The organism is Azospirillum sp. (genome assembly GCF_035627195.1).
GTDB lineage: Bacteria > Pseudomonadota > Alphaproteobacteria > Azospirillales > Azospirillaceae > Azospirillum.
In genome coordinates this window covers 1-17,478 of the sequence record NZ_DASPMG010000025.1, presented here as the reverse complement: position 1 = coordinate 17,478, position 17,478 = coordinate 1, and the positions used below count along the sequence as shown (strand labels likewise).

General features: G+C 63.2%; 11 protein-coding genes. 3 read left to right on the top strand and 8 right to left on the bottom strand.

The annotated features are described in order from the left end of the window. The first annotated feature begins 138 nt into the window (after positions 1-138). Positions 139-1,005 (top strand): hypothetical protein, encoded by an 867-nt coding sequence (locus VED21_RS01640; protein WP_324880563.1) that lies wholly within the window; start codon positions 139-141, stop codon positions 1,003-1,005. A gap of 153 nt (positions 1,006-1,158) precedes the next feature. Here VED21_RS01640 and VED21_RS01635 read toward each other — a convergent pair whose 3' ends face one another. Next, the gene (locus tag VED21_RS01635) at positions 1,159-2,910 is read right to left on the bottom strand and encodes a hypothetical protein (protein WP_324880562.1); all 1,752 of its coding nucleotides are present in this window, start codon (positions 2,908-2,910) and stop codon (positions 1,159-1,161) included. A gap of 797 nt (positions 2,911-3,707) precedes the next feature. On the opposite strand from VED21_RS01635, the gene VED21_RS01630 reads away from it, so the two are divergent. Beyond that, positions 3,708-4,274, top strand: a complete 567-nt coding sequence (locus tag VED21_RS01630) for a hypothetical protein (protein ID WP_324880561.1) — start codon at positions 3,708-3,710, stop codon at positions 4,272-4,274. A 26-nt stretch (positions 4,275-4,300) separates the two neighbouring features. Further along, complete coding sequence (locus VED21_RS01625) at positions 4,301-4,984, top strand: HAMP domain-containing sensor histidine kinase (RefSeq protein WP_324880560.1); 684 nt, start codon at positions 4,301-4,303, stop codon at positions 4,982-4,984. Positions 4,985-5,043: 59 nt separating this feature from the next. On the opposite strand, the gene VED21_RS01620 is transcribed toward VED21_RS01625, so the two are convergent. The 7 genes from VED21_RS01620 to cbbX all read right to left on the bottom strand — a co-directional run bounded on the left by VED21_RS01620 (position 5,044) and on the right by cbbX (position 17,200). Further along, positions 5,044-6,675, bottom strand: coding sequence for a type I restriction-modification system subunit M (locus tag VED21_RS01620; RefSeq protein WP_324880559.1), 1,632 nt, complete (start codon positions 6,673-6,675; stop codon positions 5,044-5,046). A 6-nt stretch (positions 6,676-6,681) separates the two neighbouring features. Next, positions 6,682-7,902, bottom strand: a complete 1,221-nt coding sequence (locus VED21_RS01615) for an AAA family ATPase (protein WP_324880558.1) — start codon at positions 7,900-7,902, stop codon at positions 6,682-6,684. Between the two features lie 3 nt (positions 7,903-7,905). After that, positions 7,906-9,159, bottom strand: a complete 1,254-nt coding sequence (locus VED21_RS01610) for a restriction endonuclease subunit S (protein WP_324880585.1) — start codon at positions 9,157-9,159, stop codon at positions 7,906-7,908. Between the two features lie 9 nt (positions 9,160-9,168). Continuing rightward, on the bottom strand, positions 9,169-12,162 hold the full coding sequence (locus tag VED21_RS01605; RefSeq protein ID WP_324880557.1) for a type I restriction endonuclease subunit R: 2,994 nt from the start codon (positions 12,160-12,162) through the stop codon (positions 9,169-9,171). Positions 12,163-12,468: 306 nt separating this feature from the next. Next, a complete protein-coding gene (locus VED21_RS01600; RefSeq protein ID WP_324880556.1) occupies positions 12,469-13,785 on the bottom strand; it encodes a site-specific integrase in 1,317 nt (438 codons plus the stop codon). A 228-nt stretch (positions 13,786-14,013) separates the two neighbouring features. After that, the gene (locus tag VED21_RS01595; protein WP_324880555.1) at positions 14,014-16,218 is read right to left on the bottom strand and encodes an ATP-binding protein; all 2,205 of its coding nucleotides are present in this window, start codon (positions 16,216-16,218) and stop codon (positions 14,014-14,016) included. A 79-nt stretch (positions 16,219-16,297) separates the two neighbouring features. Then, a complete protein-coding gene (cbbX, locus tag VED21_RS01590; protein WP_324880554.1) occupies positions 16,298-17,200 on the bottom strand; it encodes a CbbX protein in 903 nt (300 codons plus the stop codon). Between the last annotated feature and the right edge of the window lie 278 nt (positions 17,201-17,478).

Here is a 17,478-nt window from a genome sequence, read left to right as displayed (position 1 = left end):
GAGATTGGTCCGCATAACCAGGGATGCCGAACGCGCTTGGGTCACCAAGGTGGAAAGCGGCGATCTCGACCCCGAACCGCCGCGCCCCAGCAATCTTGAGCGGCGACGTGGTCGGCGACGCTCCAGGCGGAGGTAGACATGGGGGCTCGGCCCCGGCCCCTGTGGTGGTTGCGCAAGCAGCTCCTGCAGGGGCTTCCCCTGCCCAAGGACCGGTGGGTGGATCAGCAGTGCGACGGGGGCGAACTGCACGAATTTCATATCCGTGACCGCCGAGATGAGCGCCGCATCCTGTTGGCTTTGATCGACCAACACAACGCCAGTCGAGGAGAAAAGAACCGGGCCTTGCGGGTGGCACTGTGTCGGCCCCACCACCCTTGTCGAGATTGGGCCTGCTTTCTCTGCCGGCATCGGGCCTGGGAGGAGATGCGCGCCAAAGCAGTGTCCCTGTCAGCAGGCCTGAGGCCCCACTCCATCAGTTGGTTGACCATCATTGCTGGCGCTGCGGAATTCGGTATTCCGCAAGTCGAGGCACAGATCGAGGACACCAGCGCATCGCTGAACCAACTGCTAAATGGCTGGCCCAACGTCACGGTGATCGGGCGTTACGAGGTCGACTACTGGGGGCAAAATCAGCATATTCCCGACAAGAAGCGAAAAACCCTGGAGAGTTTTAATGTGCCCGTAGATGGCAGCGTCCCACTGCTCGTCCCGCATCTCCACGCGATCGTTTTCCACCCTGGCCGCCGTCGGGAGTTCATCCGCATTCCGATTGCCAAGAGGTTCCCTGGAGCCTACCGGGTGCTCCTTGGACCGCTTCGTCATTACAAATCCACTGAGGACAATTTAGATGCCCTGATCCGTTATCCCCTCAAATTCGAGCTGCCGGAATGGCACCGCCAAGATCCATCTGACAAGGCACTCCGTTATTTCTGTAGACTCATAGACACCCTGGGAGGCTTGAACGGCAAGCTCTGCTACGAGTTCCCCATTCGCTCACACTCATGAGATTGGAGTTATATTGGTTATTAGGATAGGGACATAAACTAACCAACATCCACGCAGCGTTGGTGACATGGATGGACGGGGATGGGCCACAGGATATAATGGGCAACACCCCTTGCCTCCCCGCCTCCGCATCACGCAACGTCGGAAGCAGCTTTATGCGATCTGGAAGCGCGAGGCGCGACACCCATCGTTCATTGGACAGGAGGAGGAGGCGCAAACTTTGACCGTGGTTCCGCGCATCGTCATCAGATCGCTATGGCCGACCAGCCAGTTGCCTTGTTGCGCGTTCCGACGCCCCTTCTCTTCTCGAGCCGTGTTGCAGCGCTCAGTCCAACCCAACCCGTCATAAATTTCGACAGCTTCGGCCCTCGGGTGTCCGCCGCAGGTCTCATAGCTCCGCTTTTGCGTATCCGTTGGCGCCGCATCGGCCCACCGGCTGTTGAGCTGGCGCCTCTTGCGCGATCTGGGGGAGCGGCCCACTGGCATGCACTCGCTCAGCCCGGCGTCCCGAAGGCCGTAGGAATAAACGATCGGTGCGCCCGGCACCGCTGGTGGGGGAAGAGCGCCGAAGGCTTTGTCCGCAAGGAGCGCCCCGTGATGCGAGGCGACCAGCCCCACGAGGGTTAGGTCGGGATCCCGAATGCCAGGAATTTTGTCGTAGTCTGCATCACCGGGCACCAGCACGTACTCCTCGTCAGGAAAAAACACCGGGTGTGTGTAGGCAGAGCCCCACTGACCAGAAGCCGGATAGCGCCTACCGGGTGCGTCCTTGACGCGAACATAGGTTGCCAAGCCCCCGCTGTTGGCATTGTTGCCGGTACAAGCGACCACCCATCCCCAGGAGAAATAGCGGCAACTTCCTTTAGCAACGGTGTCCGTGGTGAACTCGCTCCACAATCCGCTCAGCGCTGGCGCCGTGAACGTGGCGGGCCCAACGACAGGGTAGCCCTCATCCTTGAATTGCTGCTTGACCAAGTTCAGCCCGTACCAGTGGTCGTGGTGCCCATGAGAAAGCACGACGAGAGGGGCGCGGCACAGGCAAGGGCGGAAGTGGCGGAGGTTCTCGCTCTTCATGCCGTGCGGGACGAAGGGTAGATGATGCTTGCGAAGATAATTCAGGTTCCATGGCGCCGAATGCATGTAGGACGTCGTCGGCAAACCGAAATCAAGGTAGACAATGGGTTGTAGCGCCGCGTCATAGACGGCGGCACAGGCCCCTTGCCCGACATTGATGATGCCGACATAGCGCGTCATAGCAGGGGTCAGGCTTCCTGGGATGTAGCTCTCCAGCGTAAACCTCGAAACGATTTCATCATCAATCCAGGACGCGCCGTCATATTCATCCGGGGCTGTCGACAGGATTTTCGGCTTTCCCCGCGCGAGCCCGCCGCCCTCGCGGGGGCCATCTTTGGGAGGAGGGGAAGCAGGCTCATCTCCCTCTCCCCGTGATCCATGCAGGGTGAACAGGCTGTCCAGAGCACGGCGCAATGGCCCCCTCAGCATCCGCCCCCGTGCTAAGGCTGCCGTCGCGGGCTCCTCGTCCAATGGGTTGTCCATGGGCCAAAGGGTGAGAGTAGCATCGCCCTCCGGTGCCTCGGACAGGACCATGCTGTACCAACGGTCTACAGCGAACCGTCCGCGGACGTCGCTGCCCAAATCTTCGCCCAGCGGCGGCAACGTGCCACGGATAATGAGGTTCTTGCGCGGAGCCTCTGTCAGGTAATCCCGCTGAACTTGCCGGGCGACTTGGTCCGTGAACTTGGACATCCTAAGCTGTCGCACATAGTCAGCGACCTCGGCCCGCGGCACGGCATCAAAGGTAAGCTCCAGTCCGCCGCTTCCCGGTTCGGCTGAAAGAGCGTAGGCAAAATACATTTGCCCTCGCTGCCAATCACTACGCTTCAACCCCACCCTCCCTGATCGACTATCCCAGCCCGCATCGGCCTAAAAGTGGGCCAGGAATACCACACCTTCCATCAGGCAGGAACATGAAGCAAAAGCGACACAACCGGAAAGACGTCATGGAGCGCTTCCACCCTCGTGCGCCATGACCGCACGGGACGACTAGCCGGGCAGTCGGCTACGGACTCGCCTAGTAGGCGTTATTTTCAATTGATTTTTCCCTCTTTAATTGCTAACATGGGTATGAAGCGCCATGGCTTAGCGTTGCCACTGCTTCCAGTGGCAAGTCACATCCGGCGGCCACGCCCATTCCCTTGCGGGCCTCTCGCCTACCGCTCCCTGACGGCGCTTCCCCATCCATCCTGCCCGCGCCTACCGCAGCCCAGAGCCCGCAGCTCGGGCCGGCGTGACGCTGGCCATCATCCATTCCTTTGAGGGCATCGACCGATGACAGATGCGAACGGAAACGCCCCTGACAGGGCGTCCGCCGCCACGCCGACCGTGTGGGTGGTCAATGGCGTCCTGAACGTGACCGACAGCGACTTGCCAACAGCGCTGCGCATGCTGGCGGACCATGCCGAGTTTCGCCATCCCGGGCTGCGCGCTCCGACACTATCCGGGATCATCCTGCACGGTCGCTTACGGCTGGCTTGGCATGTGGGCACGCCGACGGCGCGCGAGCTGGGGTGGCTGGACAGTCCAGCACATCAGGACACGGGCTACCGCCTGCTCACGCTGACGGTGACTCCCGTAGACCGTCCTGAACCGCCCCCACCCGCCCTGGACACGGAGGGGCGGCAATGAGCCAGGACGCACCGGCACCGTTCCAACAGGGCGCGTTGGACGCGCTCTGCGCCTTCTACGCCATCATCAACGCCACGCGCTTGGCAGCGCCTGCGGGCCGCGTCTTGAGCCAGCACGCCAGCCGTTCGCTGTTCCGCGCCATGGCCAAAGGCGCCCAGAAACGGCGCCTGTTGCTGGATATGCTCACCGATGGCGTGTCACCGGAGGAGCTGGAGCAGTTGCTCGGCGATGCGGCGCGTTGGCTGGCGCGGGCGCGGCTCACCCTCACATGGCATCGACCCTTCGCCGACCTGGAGGCTGTGCCCCTCGAGGACTGGCTGCGTTGCGTCGACCAGCATCTGGATCAGCCCTCCCGTTCCGTCATCGTCAGCATCGGGGGCGCGCTCGACCATTGGTCGGTGGTCCGCCGTGTTGGCAGCGTCAGCATCACGCTGGCCGACAGCACCGGGCGCCGGCAGCTCATGATCACGGCCTGCGAGGCGGGACTGGATCAGGAGGACGCCCGCTATCGGCTGCCCCCTTGCGCCCTGTTCCTCCTTGATCTCGCCGTCACCGACAACTGATCGGCAATCTTGCGGAGTTTCTCACAATGGACACGCACACGCACCCTGATGCCGGCCGAAATGCGGACGCCACGCAGCCCTGGGCCTTCCTGCTTCACGACCTACAGCAGCCGCTCCAAGCTGCCCGCCTCTTTGCGGATCTCCTGCGCGGCGCCCAGCCTCCGGACCGGCCGGATCTTGTCCAAGCGCTGCGAGGGGCGCTGACGATCCTGGAGTCCATGGTGGGCGGTGCCGTGGAAGCGGCGGCCTGCCGTCCAACCTCCCTGGCGCCCGTCAATCTGACATCAGTGCTGACGGGCTTGGCCGAACAATGCGCGCCCGTGGCGGCGGCCCACGGCCGGACGCTGCGGATCGTGGCCTCCTCGGTGACGGTGATGAGCGAACCCCGGCGGCTGGAACGCATTCTGCGCAACCTCATCATCAATGCCCTGATCCATGCCCGTGGCGGCCCCGTTCTGGTGGGCGCGCGCCGCCAAGGCGATTCCCTTCGTGTCGACGTGATCGACACCGGTCCTGGAATACCGCGTGACCAGCTTCATGCGCTGTTCCAAGTAGGCAGCCGCTTCGGCCTCGCGTCGGGAACAGGGCTGGGCTTGGCCTCCGCCTACTGGCTCTCCCAGTCGTTGGGACACAGGGTGCAGGTCTCCTCGGACATAGGACGTGGAACCCGGTTCTCCCTAGAGGTCAGGGTAGCTCCCTCTTCTTTGTAGGATACGACCCTGACCTGCCTTCACGGACGACCCGCAGTCGAAAGTGCTCCGGGTATAGATCACTCAGGCGCCGGCAGTGGGGACAGCCCAAGTTCGACCAGAAACGCATTGTGCTTCGCCGTAGACTCCCGAATCTGCTTCTCGATTTTCACCAATTCCCTGTGCGTGGCCGCCAGATCAATCGCGGCCTCCACCTTGGCCGTGCTGACGTAACGCGAAATGTTCAGGTTGAAATTATTGGCCTCAATTTCGTCCATCCCCACGCGTCTGGCGTATCGCTCGACGATCTTTGGACGCTGCTGGTAGGTGTCGATGATCTTTGCGATGTGTTCGTCCGAAAGGGAGTTCTGCCGCTTACCCTTCTCGAAATGCTCGGATGCGTTGATGAACAGCACATCATCGGGCTTCTTGCATTTTTTCAGCACGAGGATGCAGACCGGGATGCCGGTCGAATAGAACAGGTTGGCTGGCAGGCCGATGATGGTATCGATGTGCCCGTCCTTGAGAAGCTTCGTGCGGATACGCTCCTCCACGCCGCCTCGGAACAGCACGCCGTGCGGCAGGATGATCGCCATCACGCCCTGATCGTTTAGGTAGTGGAACCCGTGGAGCAGGAAGGCGAAGTCTGCGGCTGACTTTGGAGCCAGTCCGTAGTTTTTGAACCGCACGTCCTCGCCCAGCGCCTCGGTCGGGTCCCAGCGGTAGCTGAACGGTGGATTGGCGACCACCGCGTCAAACTTCGGCATCTTCGCGGGGTTCATCTCGCGGAGCATGTCCCAGTCGTTGAGCAGCGAATCGCCGTGGTAAATCTCGAACTCCGTGTCCTTCACCCCGTGCAGCAGCATGTTCATGCGCGCGAGGTTGTAGGTGGTGATGTTCGACTCTTGGCCGTATATCCTGCCGATCGCGCCGCCCGCCTCCGTGACGCGGTGGCGGACATTGAGCAGCAGCGAGCCGGAACCGCAGGCGAAGTCAAAGACGCTCTCCAGCCGCTTCCGCGGGCCCGTCGCCGGTTCCTGGCCGTCGAGGGTGACAATGGCCGAGAGGATGTCGCTGATCCGCTGCGGCGTGTAGAACTCGCCCGCCTTTTTGCCCGACCCCGCGGCGAACTGGTCGAGCAGGTATTCGTAGGCGTCGCCGAGGGTGTCGGTATCGGTGGAGAACTCCGCCAGTCCCCGCGCGATCTCGCTGACGATCGAGCAAAGTTTCGCGTTGCGGGCCTCGTAGTTCCGCCCGAGCTTGTCCGATGCAAGGTTGATCTCCGAGAACAGCCCTTGAAACGCGCTCTCGAACGACTCGTCCTCAATGTACTTGAACCCCGCCTGCAGGGTGTCGAGGAGTTCCGGGCGCTGCTTGCGGGCGAGATGGGCGATGTTCGTCCAGAGGTGCTCGGGCTTGATGACGTAGTGCGCCTTGCGCCGCATCTGCTTTTCGAACGCGGCGATGTCGTCCGGGTTGTTCGCGTACCACACCGACAGTGGCGACCGTCCGCCATTGCCGATGGCGCTCGGGTCCGGGTAGTCCCTGCCAAGCTCGCGCTTAGCCGCCGTTTCGTAGTTGTCCGAGAGGTAGCGCAGAAACAGGAACGCCAGCATGTAGTCGCGGAAGTCGTCCGCGTTCATCGCCCCGCGCAACTGGTCAGCGATGTTCCAGAGGGTCTTGCCGAGTTGTTTCTGTTCGCGTTCGGCCATGGTCGTTTACTCCGGCACTGAATCGGATTGGGAAGAGGCGTTGGCACTCGCTAGCCGGGAGGAAGGCGCAGCCACCGCTACGGGCGGTTCATCAACGACGAGCGTCGGAAACCGTCCCGGATTGAAGAGGAAACGCTCGGTGAAGTCTCTCAGCATTTTCTTGAAATGCTGCTTGTTCTCGTCGAGCATCTCTTGCGGCTCGTAGAGCGAGTACTTCCCATGACTCAGGAGATTTAACAATCGGTTGTGGAGGACGCCATCCAGATCATCTTCGTCGCGCTTAATGCAATCTGTGAACTTGTCATAGCCGAGAAAGCTGGCGGTCTTTTCCGCGATCACCCGCAGCATGTTGAAGTGATACGTGTAGATTTGACCGCTACGCGCGGCCTCGTGCAGTTCAATCAGACAGGCTACGTGGTGGAAGAATGGCGTATCGCCGGTATCGGTGAGGCTATAGGTGCCTGTCGCCGAAATCCGCCCGAGAAAAAAGAAGCGTTTCCCCCTCACCCGCGACAGCTCGTTGTAAAGCACGTTGAAAAAAAGCGGGTGATGGGTCGAAATAACCGTCTTCAGGTGGGGTGCATCGTCCTTGAGCATGGTCGCAAGATGTGCGGCGACTGCAACCGCATTCTGCTCGTCCAGAGACGAGATTGGGTCATCGATGTAGATATACTTTACCCAGTTGTACGCCTCGGCCCCGTCCAGCACCAATCGCACGATCGCGAGGAAGAAGCACCAGATGAAGATGTTCTCCTCGCCGCGCGAAACCTTGATGTCCTCCGCTGTCTCCAGCTTGTCGCCGTTCTGCACCTCGCGGGAGAAGCTCACCTCCCATTCGGTGGTGTCGATGCGGAAGTCGAAGTCGGCGTAGCGGTCCAGCAGCGGGCGGATGCGGTTGTCCATCTCCAGCTCGCCTAGCCCGGCGAAGAAGCGGGAGTCCTTGTTGATCTTCAGCACCCGCTCGCGGTCGTTTGCCAGATCGTTGTCCCACTGGAACAGATCTTCGGTAAAAGCGTTGAAGTAGAGCGTGTCGCGCTGGTCGCCTTGCTTGCCGAGGTTCTTGAATTCGGTGGACAGCCGCGTTTTGCCCGTGCCGTTGTAGGCGTAGAGCAGAACGAACTTCTTCGTTTTAAGTTCCTCGCGCAGGTGCTGGGCGAGCGCGGTCAGGTCGGGAAACGACCTCGATACAGGGGCAGCCGGGGTGGTCGGAGCGGTGGACGTGGGCATGACTTACACCTCCTCCGGCGACGGGAAGAGCTGCTGCAGCAGGCCCTTCTTGTGGGCGCGCAGGCCGTCCAGCCTCCGCGATGCCGCAGTGATCAGGGCGTCCAGCGAGGAGAGACAAGCCGCGATGCGCTGCTGTTCGGCGAAAGGAATTAGAGGGATCGTCAGCTCCGCGAACGTTTCCAGCGTTAGGTGTTTGATACCGCCGCCTGTAAACAGCATCTCGAAGCGCTCAGTGCCCGCGATCGCTTCGAGGTACGAGACAAGCAGATGCGGAACGAATGGCACGTTGAATCGAACGCGGTGGATTGCCTTCTGGAACTTGATGTCCGGCATTCGCCCATCCCAGACCGCAGACCGTCCCGGCTCGCCGCCCTCGCAGACGACAACGTCGCCGGCCTTCAGTCCGAAGCGTTCGAGTTCGTCGTCATCGAAATACATTTGCGGCAATTTTGAAGTGTCAACCTCGTTCCATCTCACCGCGATGTTGTTCAGATACGGCAGGAGGCGGCCAGTGGTGTGTTTCCCGGCGCTCAACATCTTGCCGAGTTTGATGTCAGCAATCTTGCCGAGCGGAGTTGCTTCCCACTCCCCCGCGTCGCGGAACTCGGGGAAGCGCAGGCGGGGGCGGGATTCGCCTTCACGAGGGAAGAGCTGCTGCATCAGCCCTTTCTTGTGGGCACGCAACGCCTCCAGCTTCCGTCCCTCGACGGCGAGCAGCTCGTCCAACGACGCCAAACACTCCGCGATCTTCCGCTGCTCAGCGGGGGACGGAAGCGCGAGGTGAAGACGGGCAATATCCTCGTAGTAGATCCGAACACGAACGCCGCCGTTCCCACCTTCTGTTACGAAGTTCTCCCATGCGGCTGTTTGACGGAAGTGATCTAGATAAGCTGGATCAATGCCTAGGTCGGAGTCCTTCAGGCACTTGAAGACGACATAGTCAGGACTCACGAGGATGTCGTTGTCCCTCTTCCAGCGCGCAATCGAACCAATGTTGAGGCGCATCGGGTTGTAGGCAAACCAGTCTTTCCGAACGAGCTTGTACCGCGCGATATCTGACGCGATGAGCCTTTCTTGCATGGGAACGATGCCCTCGGTCTTTGTTACTCCCATCACCGAACCGACAGGAAGAGTCTCACCGTTACGGACTGTGCTTTCCGCCGTTACGTCTCTGAGCTGCAGCTTCTGGAGCGACTGCCCAACAAACTCCGGAAAGCGCAGCTTCGGCTTCAGCGTATTCTTGTTCTGGTCCTTCATCGCCACGCCTCACCCCTCGTACGCGCTGAGACCTGCGATGTCCCGCCCGGCGGCGCGCTTCTTCAGCAGGGGGACGAGATCGGCCATCAGGGCCAGTTCCTTTTCCGTGCGGGCGCGCCAGCCGAGGTCGAGCGGAGCGAGCAGGTCGTTGAGCCGCTCGGCATCGAAGATCATCGGCGGCTGAAGGATGCGATCGACGAACGCCTGCAAGGCGTCCGGAGGCAGGCCGTGCTTCACGGCCGTGGCCGCCACCTCCTGCCCGTCGCGCTCGGCCTTGAACCGCTGGTAGCCATCGCGGACGGCCTTCTCATCCAGTGGCTTGCCGGCCTCCAGCGAACGGACGTAGTCGGCGATGGCCTCGCGCTCGTCCATGAACTTGGCGTCCGACCCGATCAGGCCGATGAGCTGCTCGCGGCTCATCTTCGCCTTCTTCGGGTCCTGCCCGGTGAAACGGGCGATCAGGCCCATGATATAGTCGTAGTCGATCAACGCCGAAGCGAAGAGGACGAACTCGAACTCGAGCTGGTCGAGGTCGGCGGGTTTTTGACCGCCGCCCTGGACGCCGGGCGTGTTCTGCTGTTCGCGGAGGCGCTGGGCGGTTTCGAGGTATTGGCCGCGGTAACCTCTCAGATCGTCCTTGGGCAGCACCTGCTCGATGGTCTGCTTCTCCTCGTCGGTGAGATCGGTGTACTGGTCGAGTTGAGTTTGCAGCCGTTGCACCTCCTTAAACTGCTTCACGAACGCGATGCGGGCGTCGTCGCCCTTGAGGTTGGCGACCGCTTCGGGCCTGGCGTTGAGGCCCTGGCTTTTCAAGAAGTCCGACAGGCTGCTGACGGCGATCCTGAGCTTCTCGATGATCGTGGGGGCCTTGTCCACCAGCCAGATCTTGCGGGCGACGTCAACCCTGGCGCCGGAGAACAGGGCGATGGCCTCATCGACGTTCGCCTGTTGGTTGCGAAAATCGAGTATGTGGCCGTAGGGCTTGGAGGCGTTGAGCACGCGGTTGGTGCGGCTGAAGGCCTGGATAAGGCCGTGATGCTTGAGGTTCTTGTCGACGTAAAGCGTATTAAGGTACTTGCTGTCGAAGCCGGTCAGGAGCATGTCGACGACAATGGTGACGTCTATCTTCTCGTGCCCCTTCTTCGGGAGGTCGGCATTGGGGAACTGCTGGTCCTTGATCCGTTTCTGCACGTCCTGGTAGTATAAATCGAACTCATTGATGGAGTGGTTCGTGCCGAACCGTTCATTGTAGTCGCGAATGATTGCAGTGAGGGCCCTCTTCTTCTCCTCAGGGTCCTGCTGGTTGTCAGCGTACTCCTGCGGCAGGTCTTCCTGGATCTGGCGGACGTCGGCGCTCACGTCGCTGGGCGGGGAGAAGACGCACGCGATCTTGAGCGGTTGAAAATCAGAGTCGACCGCGTGCCGCGCGGCTTGAGCTTCCTTGAACGTGTCATAGTATGCAATGGCGTCGTTGATGGACCCAGTGGCGAGCAACGCGTTGAAGCGGCGGTTGCCAGTGGCGACGTCGTGCTTGGCGAGAATCGCGTCGACGACTGCGCGCTTGGCAAGGGTCTCGCCGGGCTTGATCGGGACGCCGCTGGTTGGCCTGTAGTAATCGACGTGGAAGCGCAGGACATTGCCATCCTCGATGGCGTGGGTGATCGTGTACTCATGCAGTGGGCTCTGGAAGAGGTCCTTGGTCGTGCGCAGCCGCTGCTCATCGCCGGTGATCTGCCGGACGGTGGCGTTCGCTTCGAAGATGGGCGTGCCGGTGAAGCCGAAGAGCTGGGCCTGCGGGAAGAACTCCTTGATGCTTTTGTGGTTCTCGCCGAACTGCGAGCGATGACACTCGTCGAAGATGAAGACAATGCGCTTGTCGCGGAGCGGCTTAAGGCGTTCGACGTAATTGCGCCTGTTCGACTGGGAGAGCGCAAGGCCGAGCTTCTGGATGGTGCAGACGATGACCTTGTCGGCATCGTCGTCGGAAAGCAGCCGGCGTACGAGTGATTCGGTATTGGTGTTCTCCTCGACGCACCCTTTCTGGAACCGGTTGAACTCCTCGCGGGTCTGGCGATCGAGGTCCTTGCGGTCGACGACGAAGAGGCACTTCTCGATGGCCGGGTTGTCCTTCAGGAGCGTGGAGGCCTTGAAGCTGGTAAGCGTCTTGCCGCTGCCGGTGGTGTGCCAGACGTAGCCGTTGCCGCTGTTCTTGTCGATGCGGTCGACGATGTGCTTGACGGCGTAGATCTGGTACGGCCGCATCATCAGCAGCTTCTGCTCGCTGGCAACGAGGACCATGTAGCGGCTGATCGTCTGGCCAAGCGTACATTTGGCCAGGAACGACTCGGCGAAGTCGTCGAGGTGATTGATCTTGGAATTGTCCTCAGCGGCGTGCTGGTAGATGGGGAGGAAGCGCTCGTCGGCGTTGAAGGTGAAGTGGCGAGCGTTGTTATTGGCGAAGTAGTAGGTTCTGTCGCGGTTGCTGACGACGAAGAGCTGAACGAAGCAGAGGAGCGTGCGGGTGTAGCCGTTGCCGGCGTCGTGCTTGTAGTCGACGATCTGCTCCATCGCCCGGCGAGGGTTGATGCCGAGGGTCTTCATCTCGATTTGCACGCACGGCACGCCGTTGATGAGCAGCATCACGTCGTAGCGGTGATGGCTGTTATCGGTGTTGATGCGGAGCTGGCTGACGACCTCGAAGACGTTCTTGCACCAGTCCTTGATGTTCACCAGCGTGTAGTTGAGCGGGGTGCCGTCGTCGCGGGTGAAGGCGTTGATGCCGCGGAGCGTCTTGGCGGCAATGAAGACGTCGGAGGTCACGATCTCGTCAAGGAGGCGCTGGAACTCGCCGTCGGTGAGTTTGACCCGATTCAGGGCATCAAACTTCTCCCTGAAGTTTTTTTCAAGAGTATCTCGGTCACGGATATCTGGTCGATAGTCGTACTTGAGGTCTTGCAACTTCGTGACAAGGGCCTCTTCGAGAGCTCGTTCGGGTTGGCTCATCACCATTTCGGAGGTCACTCACTCGTTGGATCTGCTTTATATCTGTCAGCGATTTATAGCTTTGAAAGCCCGCTCGAGCTTGGACGACCATTGGTGTGATCGGTCTCAAGGTCCTTCAGCCGCATGTACTCCTCAAAAGCCATCACCTCATACTTGGCGACGGCGGCCGTTTCAGCGCAGCCAAGTCGATCCGCTGGCCGAAGCCGTACTTTGCGTCCGTCGCGCTCACGGTTTTCATGAAACTATTCCTACCCCGTTCTCGGAATTTTTGCCCAAATTGGGCAGAAACGCAACAGCAGCGTGCCATCACTCCGCCGCGTTTTCCTGAGGATAGCTCTTGGAGGGACTGACCCGACCGGGCACAACGTTTCCAGAATCAATTATCCCGAACGAAGGCGAACTTTTCCGGATCATCTCGACGACATAGGTGTCCGCCAAGTGTCCGTAGTGGCGCTCGACCATGCGGGTGTCCCGGTGCCCTAGGTTCTGTGCCACCACCATCAGCGGGGCGCCGGCCATGATGGTGAGACTGGCCCAGGTGTGGCGCAACTCGTGGAAGGTGAACCCGGAATCGATGCCAGCGCGCCTCACGGCGTCCTTGAATCCCCGGAAATGCAGGTCCCGGGCCCAGCGGCTGCCATCGGCCCGCACCAGCAGCGGCGCATCCTGGGGCCGGCCCAGCACCAGCGAGCGGCAGAAAGCTGTACCCTCAGCGTTCAGGATGATATGGCGGGGCTTGCCGCTCTTGCTCTGCCGCACATGCAGCGTGCCCACCTCGGGCTGAAAGTCCCGCACGTCGAAAGCGGACAGCTCGCCGTAGCGGGCGCCCGTGAGCAGCGCCAGCTGCACCAGGCGCCGCAGGTCGGGCGGGCAGGTGTTGATCAGGCGCCTTGCCTCGTCGGTGGTGAGGAAGCGCGACCGAGGCTTCTCGGTGCCGGGGAAGAGCTGTAGACGCGCCCACGCCTCGTTGCTGGCGATGTGTCCCTCGCGCCATGCCTTCGTCAGCGCCGCGCGCAGGGTGACCAGATGCCGGTTCGCGCGCAGCCGGCGTTTGCGCAACGCCTCCGCCGGATCGGTATCCTCATTACCGTAGCGGAGATCGGTCTCGCCCGCCTTTGTGCGCAGGCGCGGTGGCTCGTCTGCGATGCCTTGGTGCCAGCTGCGGATCATGCGCGCCGTCAGCTTGGCGCAGTCCACGCGCCCCAGCTTGGGCAGGATGAAGGCGTTCACATAGGTTTTCAGGTGCGCATGGGATTTGCGGTGTGTCTTCACCCAGTCCAGGTAGTCGGCCATGCAGTCCGCTACCGTGTAGGTGCCGCGCCGCCCTGAGGTCCCGTTCGCCGCATGCTGGAACCAGGCCTGCGCCTTCTTCTGCGCCTGCTCGAAGCTGAGCGCTGTGACGCCGTCCGCGTCCATGGCATCGTCGGCGGGCCCGAAGCTGGTGTAGGCCTGACGCCCGTCCTCGTGGCGGAAGCGGGCTACCCAGGTGCCGCCCTGCCGGTGGCGACGGTAGCCGAGATAGCACCCCTTGGCGATCTTCAGCCAATGCGGCTCGGCCTGGGCTGCCAGCTTCAGCCGCACCGACCGGCTGTCAATGCGGCCATCGCGTACCGTGCGCGCCATCGCTCGTGCCCTCGTCCCTCAAACGGAAAATTTACGGAAAAACCGCTTCCGAACCCGAGGGAACCATAGCACACGCTGCTGTATTAAGTCATTGATTTTCCATGTATCATGACCGTTCGCCGACGACCGCGAATGACCGTTGCCCCATTTTCCCAAGCTTACGACGAGGGTTCGATTCCCTTCACCCGCTCCAGTTTCCCCACGCTCCCCTTAAATCCGCATCGGCGCTCACCCCGTCATCGCATCCAGAAGGGTGCGCAGGGCTGGGGCGTTGACGGGCTTGTGCAACAGGCGGAAGCCGCTTCCAGCGCATTCGGCGATCCGTTCCGGGCTGGTGTCGCCGGTCAGGACGATGGCGGGGATGGACGGCGCGCACGCGCCGTGGATCGCGCGGACCACCGAAACACCGGTCTCCTCGCCGCGCAGGCGGTAGTCGGCGATGATGACGTCGGGCGTCCGCCCGCTGGTGGCGGCCAGCCGGACGGCGTCGACGCCGCTGCCGGCGGCGAGCACGTCCCAACCCCAGCTCTCCAGCATGCCACGCAGGCCCGCCAGGACCAGCGCCTCGTCATCGACGATCAGCGCCAGCCCACCCATATGCGGTTCCGGCACCAGCGGCCGGGCGGCGCGCCCTTTCCGCCCGTCGCGCCGGGCCCGGGCGGCCGGCACCGTCACTGAGAAACCGGTCCCCCGCCCAACCCGGGAGCGGACCGCGACCTCGTGGCCGAGCAGGCGGCCGAGGTGCCGCACGATCGCCAGACCCAAGCCCAATCCTTTCGACCGGTCCCGTTCCGGGTTGCCCAACTGCACGAACTCCTCGAAGACGGTGTCCAGCTTGTCCGGCGGGATGCCCGGGCCGGTGTCGACGACCAGAAGCCGCACGTTTTCGCCGCTCCGGCGGCAGCCGACCAGGACCGCGCCGCCGCGCGGGGTGTACTTCACGGCGTTGTCGAGCAGGTTGCGCAGGATCCGCTCCAACTGGGCCGGGTCGCTGCGCACCCAGGCCGTCGAGCGCACGACGCGGAGCGTCACTCCCATGGCCTCGGCGCGCGCCACGCTTTCGGTTTCCAGCCGCTCGAACAGGGAGGCGACGGGAAAGGCGGAGGTCTGCACCTCGACCACGCCGGCGTGCAGGCGGGAGATGTCGAGCAGGCCGTCCAGCAGGCTCTTCAGCGCGTCCAGCGCGCTGCGCATCTTGGCGACGACGGGGCCGGCCGGGTGGTCCTCCAGCTTGCAGGTCAGGACTTCGTGGAAGAAGAACAGCGATTGCACCGGCTGGCGCAGGTCGTGGCTGGCCGAGGCGAGGAACTGCGACTTGCCGGCATTGGCGCGCTCCGCCTCCTCCTTGGCGGCCAGCAGGGCGGCTTCGGCCCGCGCCCGCTCCGCTTGGCTGGCGGCCAGCGCGCCACCGGTCTCCTCCAGCGCCAGGGACACCGCGTCGGCCTCCATGACGCCCGTCTCTCGGTGGGGCAACGGGTCGCCGCGGCGCAGCGCGTGGGCGGCCGGAACGAGGGAGGTGATGGCGCCGGCGATGCGCCGGCTGAGCGCCGCGGCGCATAGCGCGCCCGCCGTCAGCAGGGCCAGCGCGATGCCCAGGAACAGCAGGATGGTCTGGTAGGCGGAGGCCGCCAGCTCGGAGCGCGGCACGCCGATGGCGAAGTACCAGCCGTGCTTGGGCGAGCGGCTGAAGGCGACGCGCGTGGCGATGCCTTCGGGCGGGATGGCGTCGATGATGCCGGCGGCCGAGGCCCGCATGGCCGCCCCCAGTTCCGGCCCGACCGGCCTGCCGACGTAGGTGTCGGGCTCGCGCGACCGTGCGATGGTCACCATCCGGGAATCGAAGACCCCCGCCAGCCAGTGCTGCGGCAGGCCCACCGACGAGACGAGACCGGCCAGCGCCGCCGGCAGCACCGTCATGGTCAGGTTGCACAACGCCGCACCATCCTCGCCGAAGACCGGATAGACGATGCCCAGCGTCGGCTTGCCCACCAGCGGGCCGATCACCAGATCGGACACGACCGGGCCGCGGGTCTCGAAGGCGCGCGTGACGAAGCCGGTGGCCGGGTGGTCGGGCGGCATGCGCGGCAGCGGCTCGCCGAAGGGGCGCAGCGTGTTCACCAGTTGCTGCCCGTCGAGGCCGCGCAGCACGACCCACATCCCCTCGTCCGGCACCGCCCGGCGGGCCTGCTGCCAGAAGGCCTGCAGGTCTCCCTGCGCCAGGGAGGGCGAGGTAGCCAGCGCCTGCAGCCGGTGGATGATGGTGTCGAGTTCGCGATCGACCGATTCGGCCAGCGCCTGCGTGGTGCGCAGCAGGTTTTCTTCGGAGCGCTGCCGCTCGTGCGAATAAGCGAACAGAACCGCGATCCCGCAGGCAACTATTGCCGGCACGAGAAGGCTGAAGACCAGCAACAGCAGGTAACGCCGGACCGGCATGTGTGGGGATGCTCGCACACCAACGGAGGTTGCGGAGCATAACGACTTTCCACCGGTAATCCAACGCCGCCGCCGTTGCTTACGCCGTGTCGCCGGCTTCGGGCTTTGCGGCGAACACGCGGCTGGCGCGGATGTCGGCTTCGGCGATCTCCATCAGGTCGCGGCGGGTCAGCGGGCCGGGCGCGGCGAACAGGCGGTTGGCGTGGCGCAGCCGCATGCGGTCCAGCGCGTTGCGCACGGATCGGGCGTTGGCGAAGTGCGGCTGGCCGATGCGCCGCTCCAGGTACTCGCGGAAGGCGGCGTCGGCCGCCGGGGCGAAGCGGTAGTCGCGGTCCTTCAGCATCAGCCCGGCGATGGCCATCAGCTCGTCCACCGTGTAGTCGGGGAAGTCCACGTGGTGGGCGATGCGCGACGACATCCCGGCGTTGGAGCGGAAGAAGCTGTCCATGCGGTCCTTGTAGCCGGCGAGGATGACGACGATGTCGTCGCGCTGGTTCTCCATCACCTGCAACAGGATCTCGATGGCCTCCTGGCCGTAGTCGCGCTCGTTCTCCGGGCGGTAGAGGTAGTAGGCCTCGTCGATGAACAGCACGCCGCCCATGGCGCGCTTCAGCACCTCCTTGGTCTTGGGGGCGGTGTGGCCGATGTACTGGCCCACCAGATCGTCGCGCGTGACGGTGACCAGGTGGCCCTTCCGGACGTGGCCCAGGCGGTGCAGGATCTCGCCCATGCGCTGGGCGACCGTGGTCTTGCCGGTGCCGGGCGGGCCGGTGAAGCACATGTGCAGGCTGGGCTTGCCGCCGCTCAGGCCCGCCTTGCGCCGCACCTCGTCCACCAGCAGCAGGGCGGCGATCTCGCGGATGCGCGTCTTCACCGGGGCAAGGCCGACCAGTTCGCGGTCCAGCTGGTCCAGCATCTCCTGGATGCCGGCGTCGCGGTGGGCGCCAACAAGATCAATGGGGGCGTGTTCGAGGGTGTCCATGGTTTTTCCCTATCGGGGAGCGTCGTAGGTTGGGTTGAGCGCCAGCGAAAACCCAACGTCGCCGCCGGTGCGGACACGTGGGTTTTCGGCTGCGCCTCAACCCAACCTACGGATTCCTATGCTCCGTACCGTTCGCCGGCGGGGCGGTCGGTGGCGTAGCTGTGCGTCTGGTAGGACAGGCGCCGGTCGCCGCTGACCTGGCGTTCCAGGCGGAAGCCGGGCTCGTCCTTCGGGCGCTGGGCGATGAAGGACAGGGCGACGGACTGCCGGCCGGGGCT

Excerpts from the sequence above, each read along its gene's own strand:
- VED21_RS01640 (WP_324880563.1), top strand. The coding sequence starts at position 139 with ATGGGGGCTCGGCCCCGGCCCCTGTGGTGGTTGCGCAAGCAGCTCCTG.
- VED21_RS01630 (WP_324880561.1), top strand. The coding sequence starts at position 3,708 with ATGAGCCAGGACGCACCGGCACCGTTCCAACAGGGCGCGTTGGACGCG.
- VED21_RS01625 (WP_324880560.1), top strand. The coding sequence starts at position 4,301 with ATGGACACGCACACGCACCCTGATGCCGGCCGAAATGCGGACGCCACG.
- VED21_RS01620 (WP_324880559.1), bottom strand. The coding sequence starts at position 6,675 with ATGGCCGAACGCGAACAGAAACAACTCGGCAAGACCCTCTGGAACATC.
- VED21_RS01615 (WP_324880558.1), bottom strand. The coding sequence starts at position 7,902 with ATGCCCACGTCCACCGCTCCGACCACCCCGGCTGCCCCTGTATCGAGG.
- VED21_RS01610 (WP_324880585.1), bottom strand. The coding sequence starts at position 9,159 with ATGAAGGACCAGAACAAGAATACGCTGAAGCCGAAGCTGCGCTTTCCG.
- VED21_RS01605 (WP_324880557.1), bottom strand. The coding sequence starts at position 12,162 with ATGAGCCAACCCGAACGAGCTCTCGAAGAGGCCCTTGTCACGAAGTTG.
- VED21_RS01600 (WP_324880556.1), bottom strand. The coding sequence starts at position 13,785 with ATGGCGCGCACGGTACGCGATGGCCGCATTGACAGCCGGTCGGTGCGG.
- VED21_RS01595 (WP_324880555.1), bottom strand. The coding sequence starts at position 16,218 with ATGCCGGTCCGGCGTTACCTGCTGTTGCTGGTCTTCAGCCTTCTCGTG.
- cbbX (WP_324880554.1), bottom strand. The coding sequence starts at position 17,200 with ATGGACACCCTCGAACACGCCCCCATTGATCTTGTTGGCGCCCACCGC.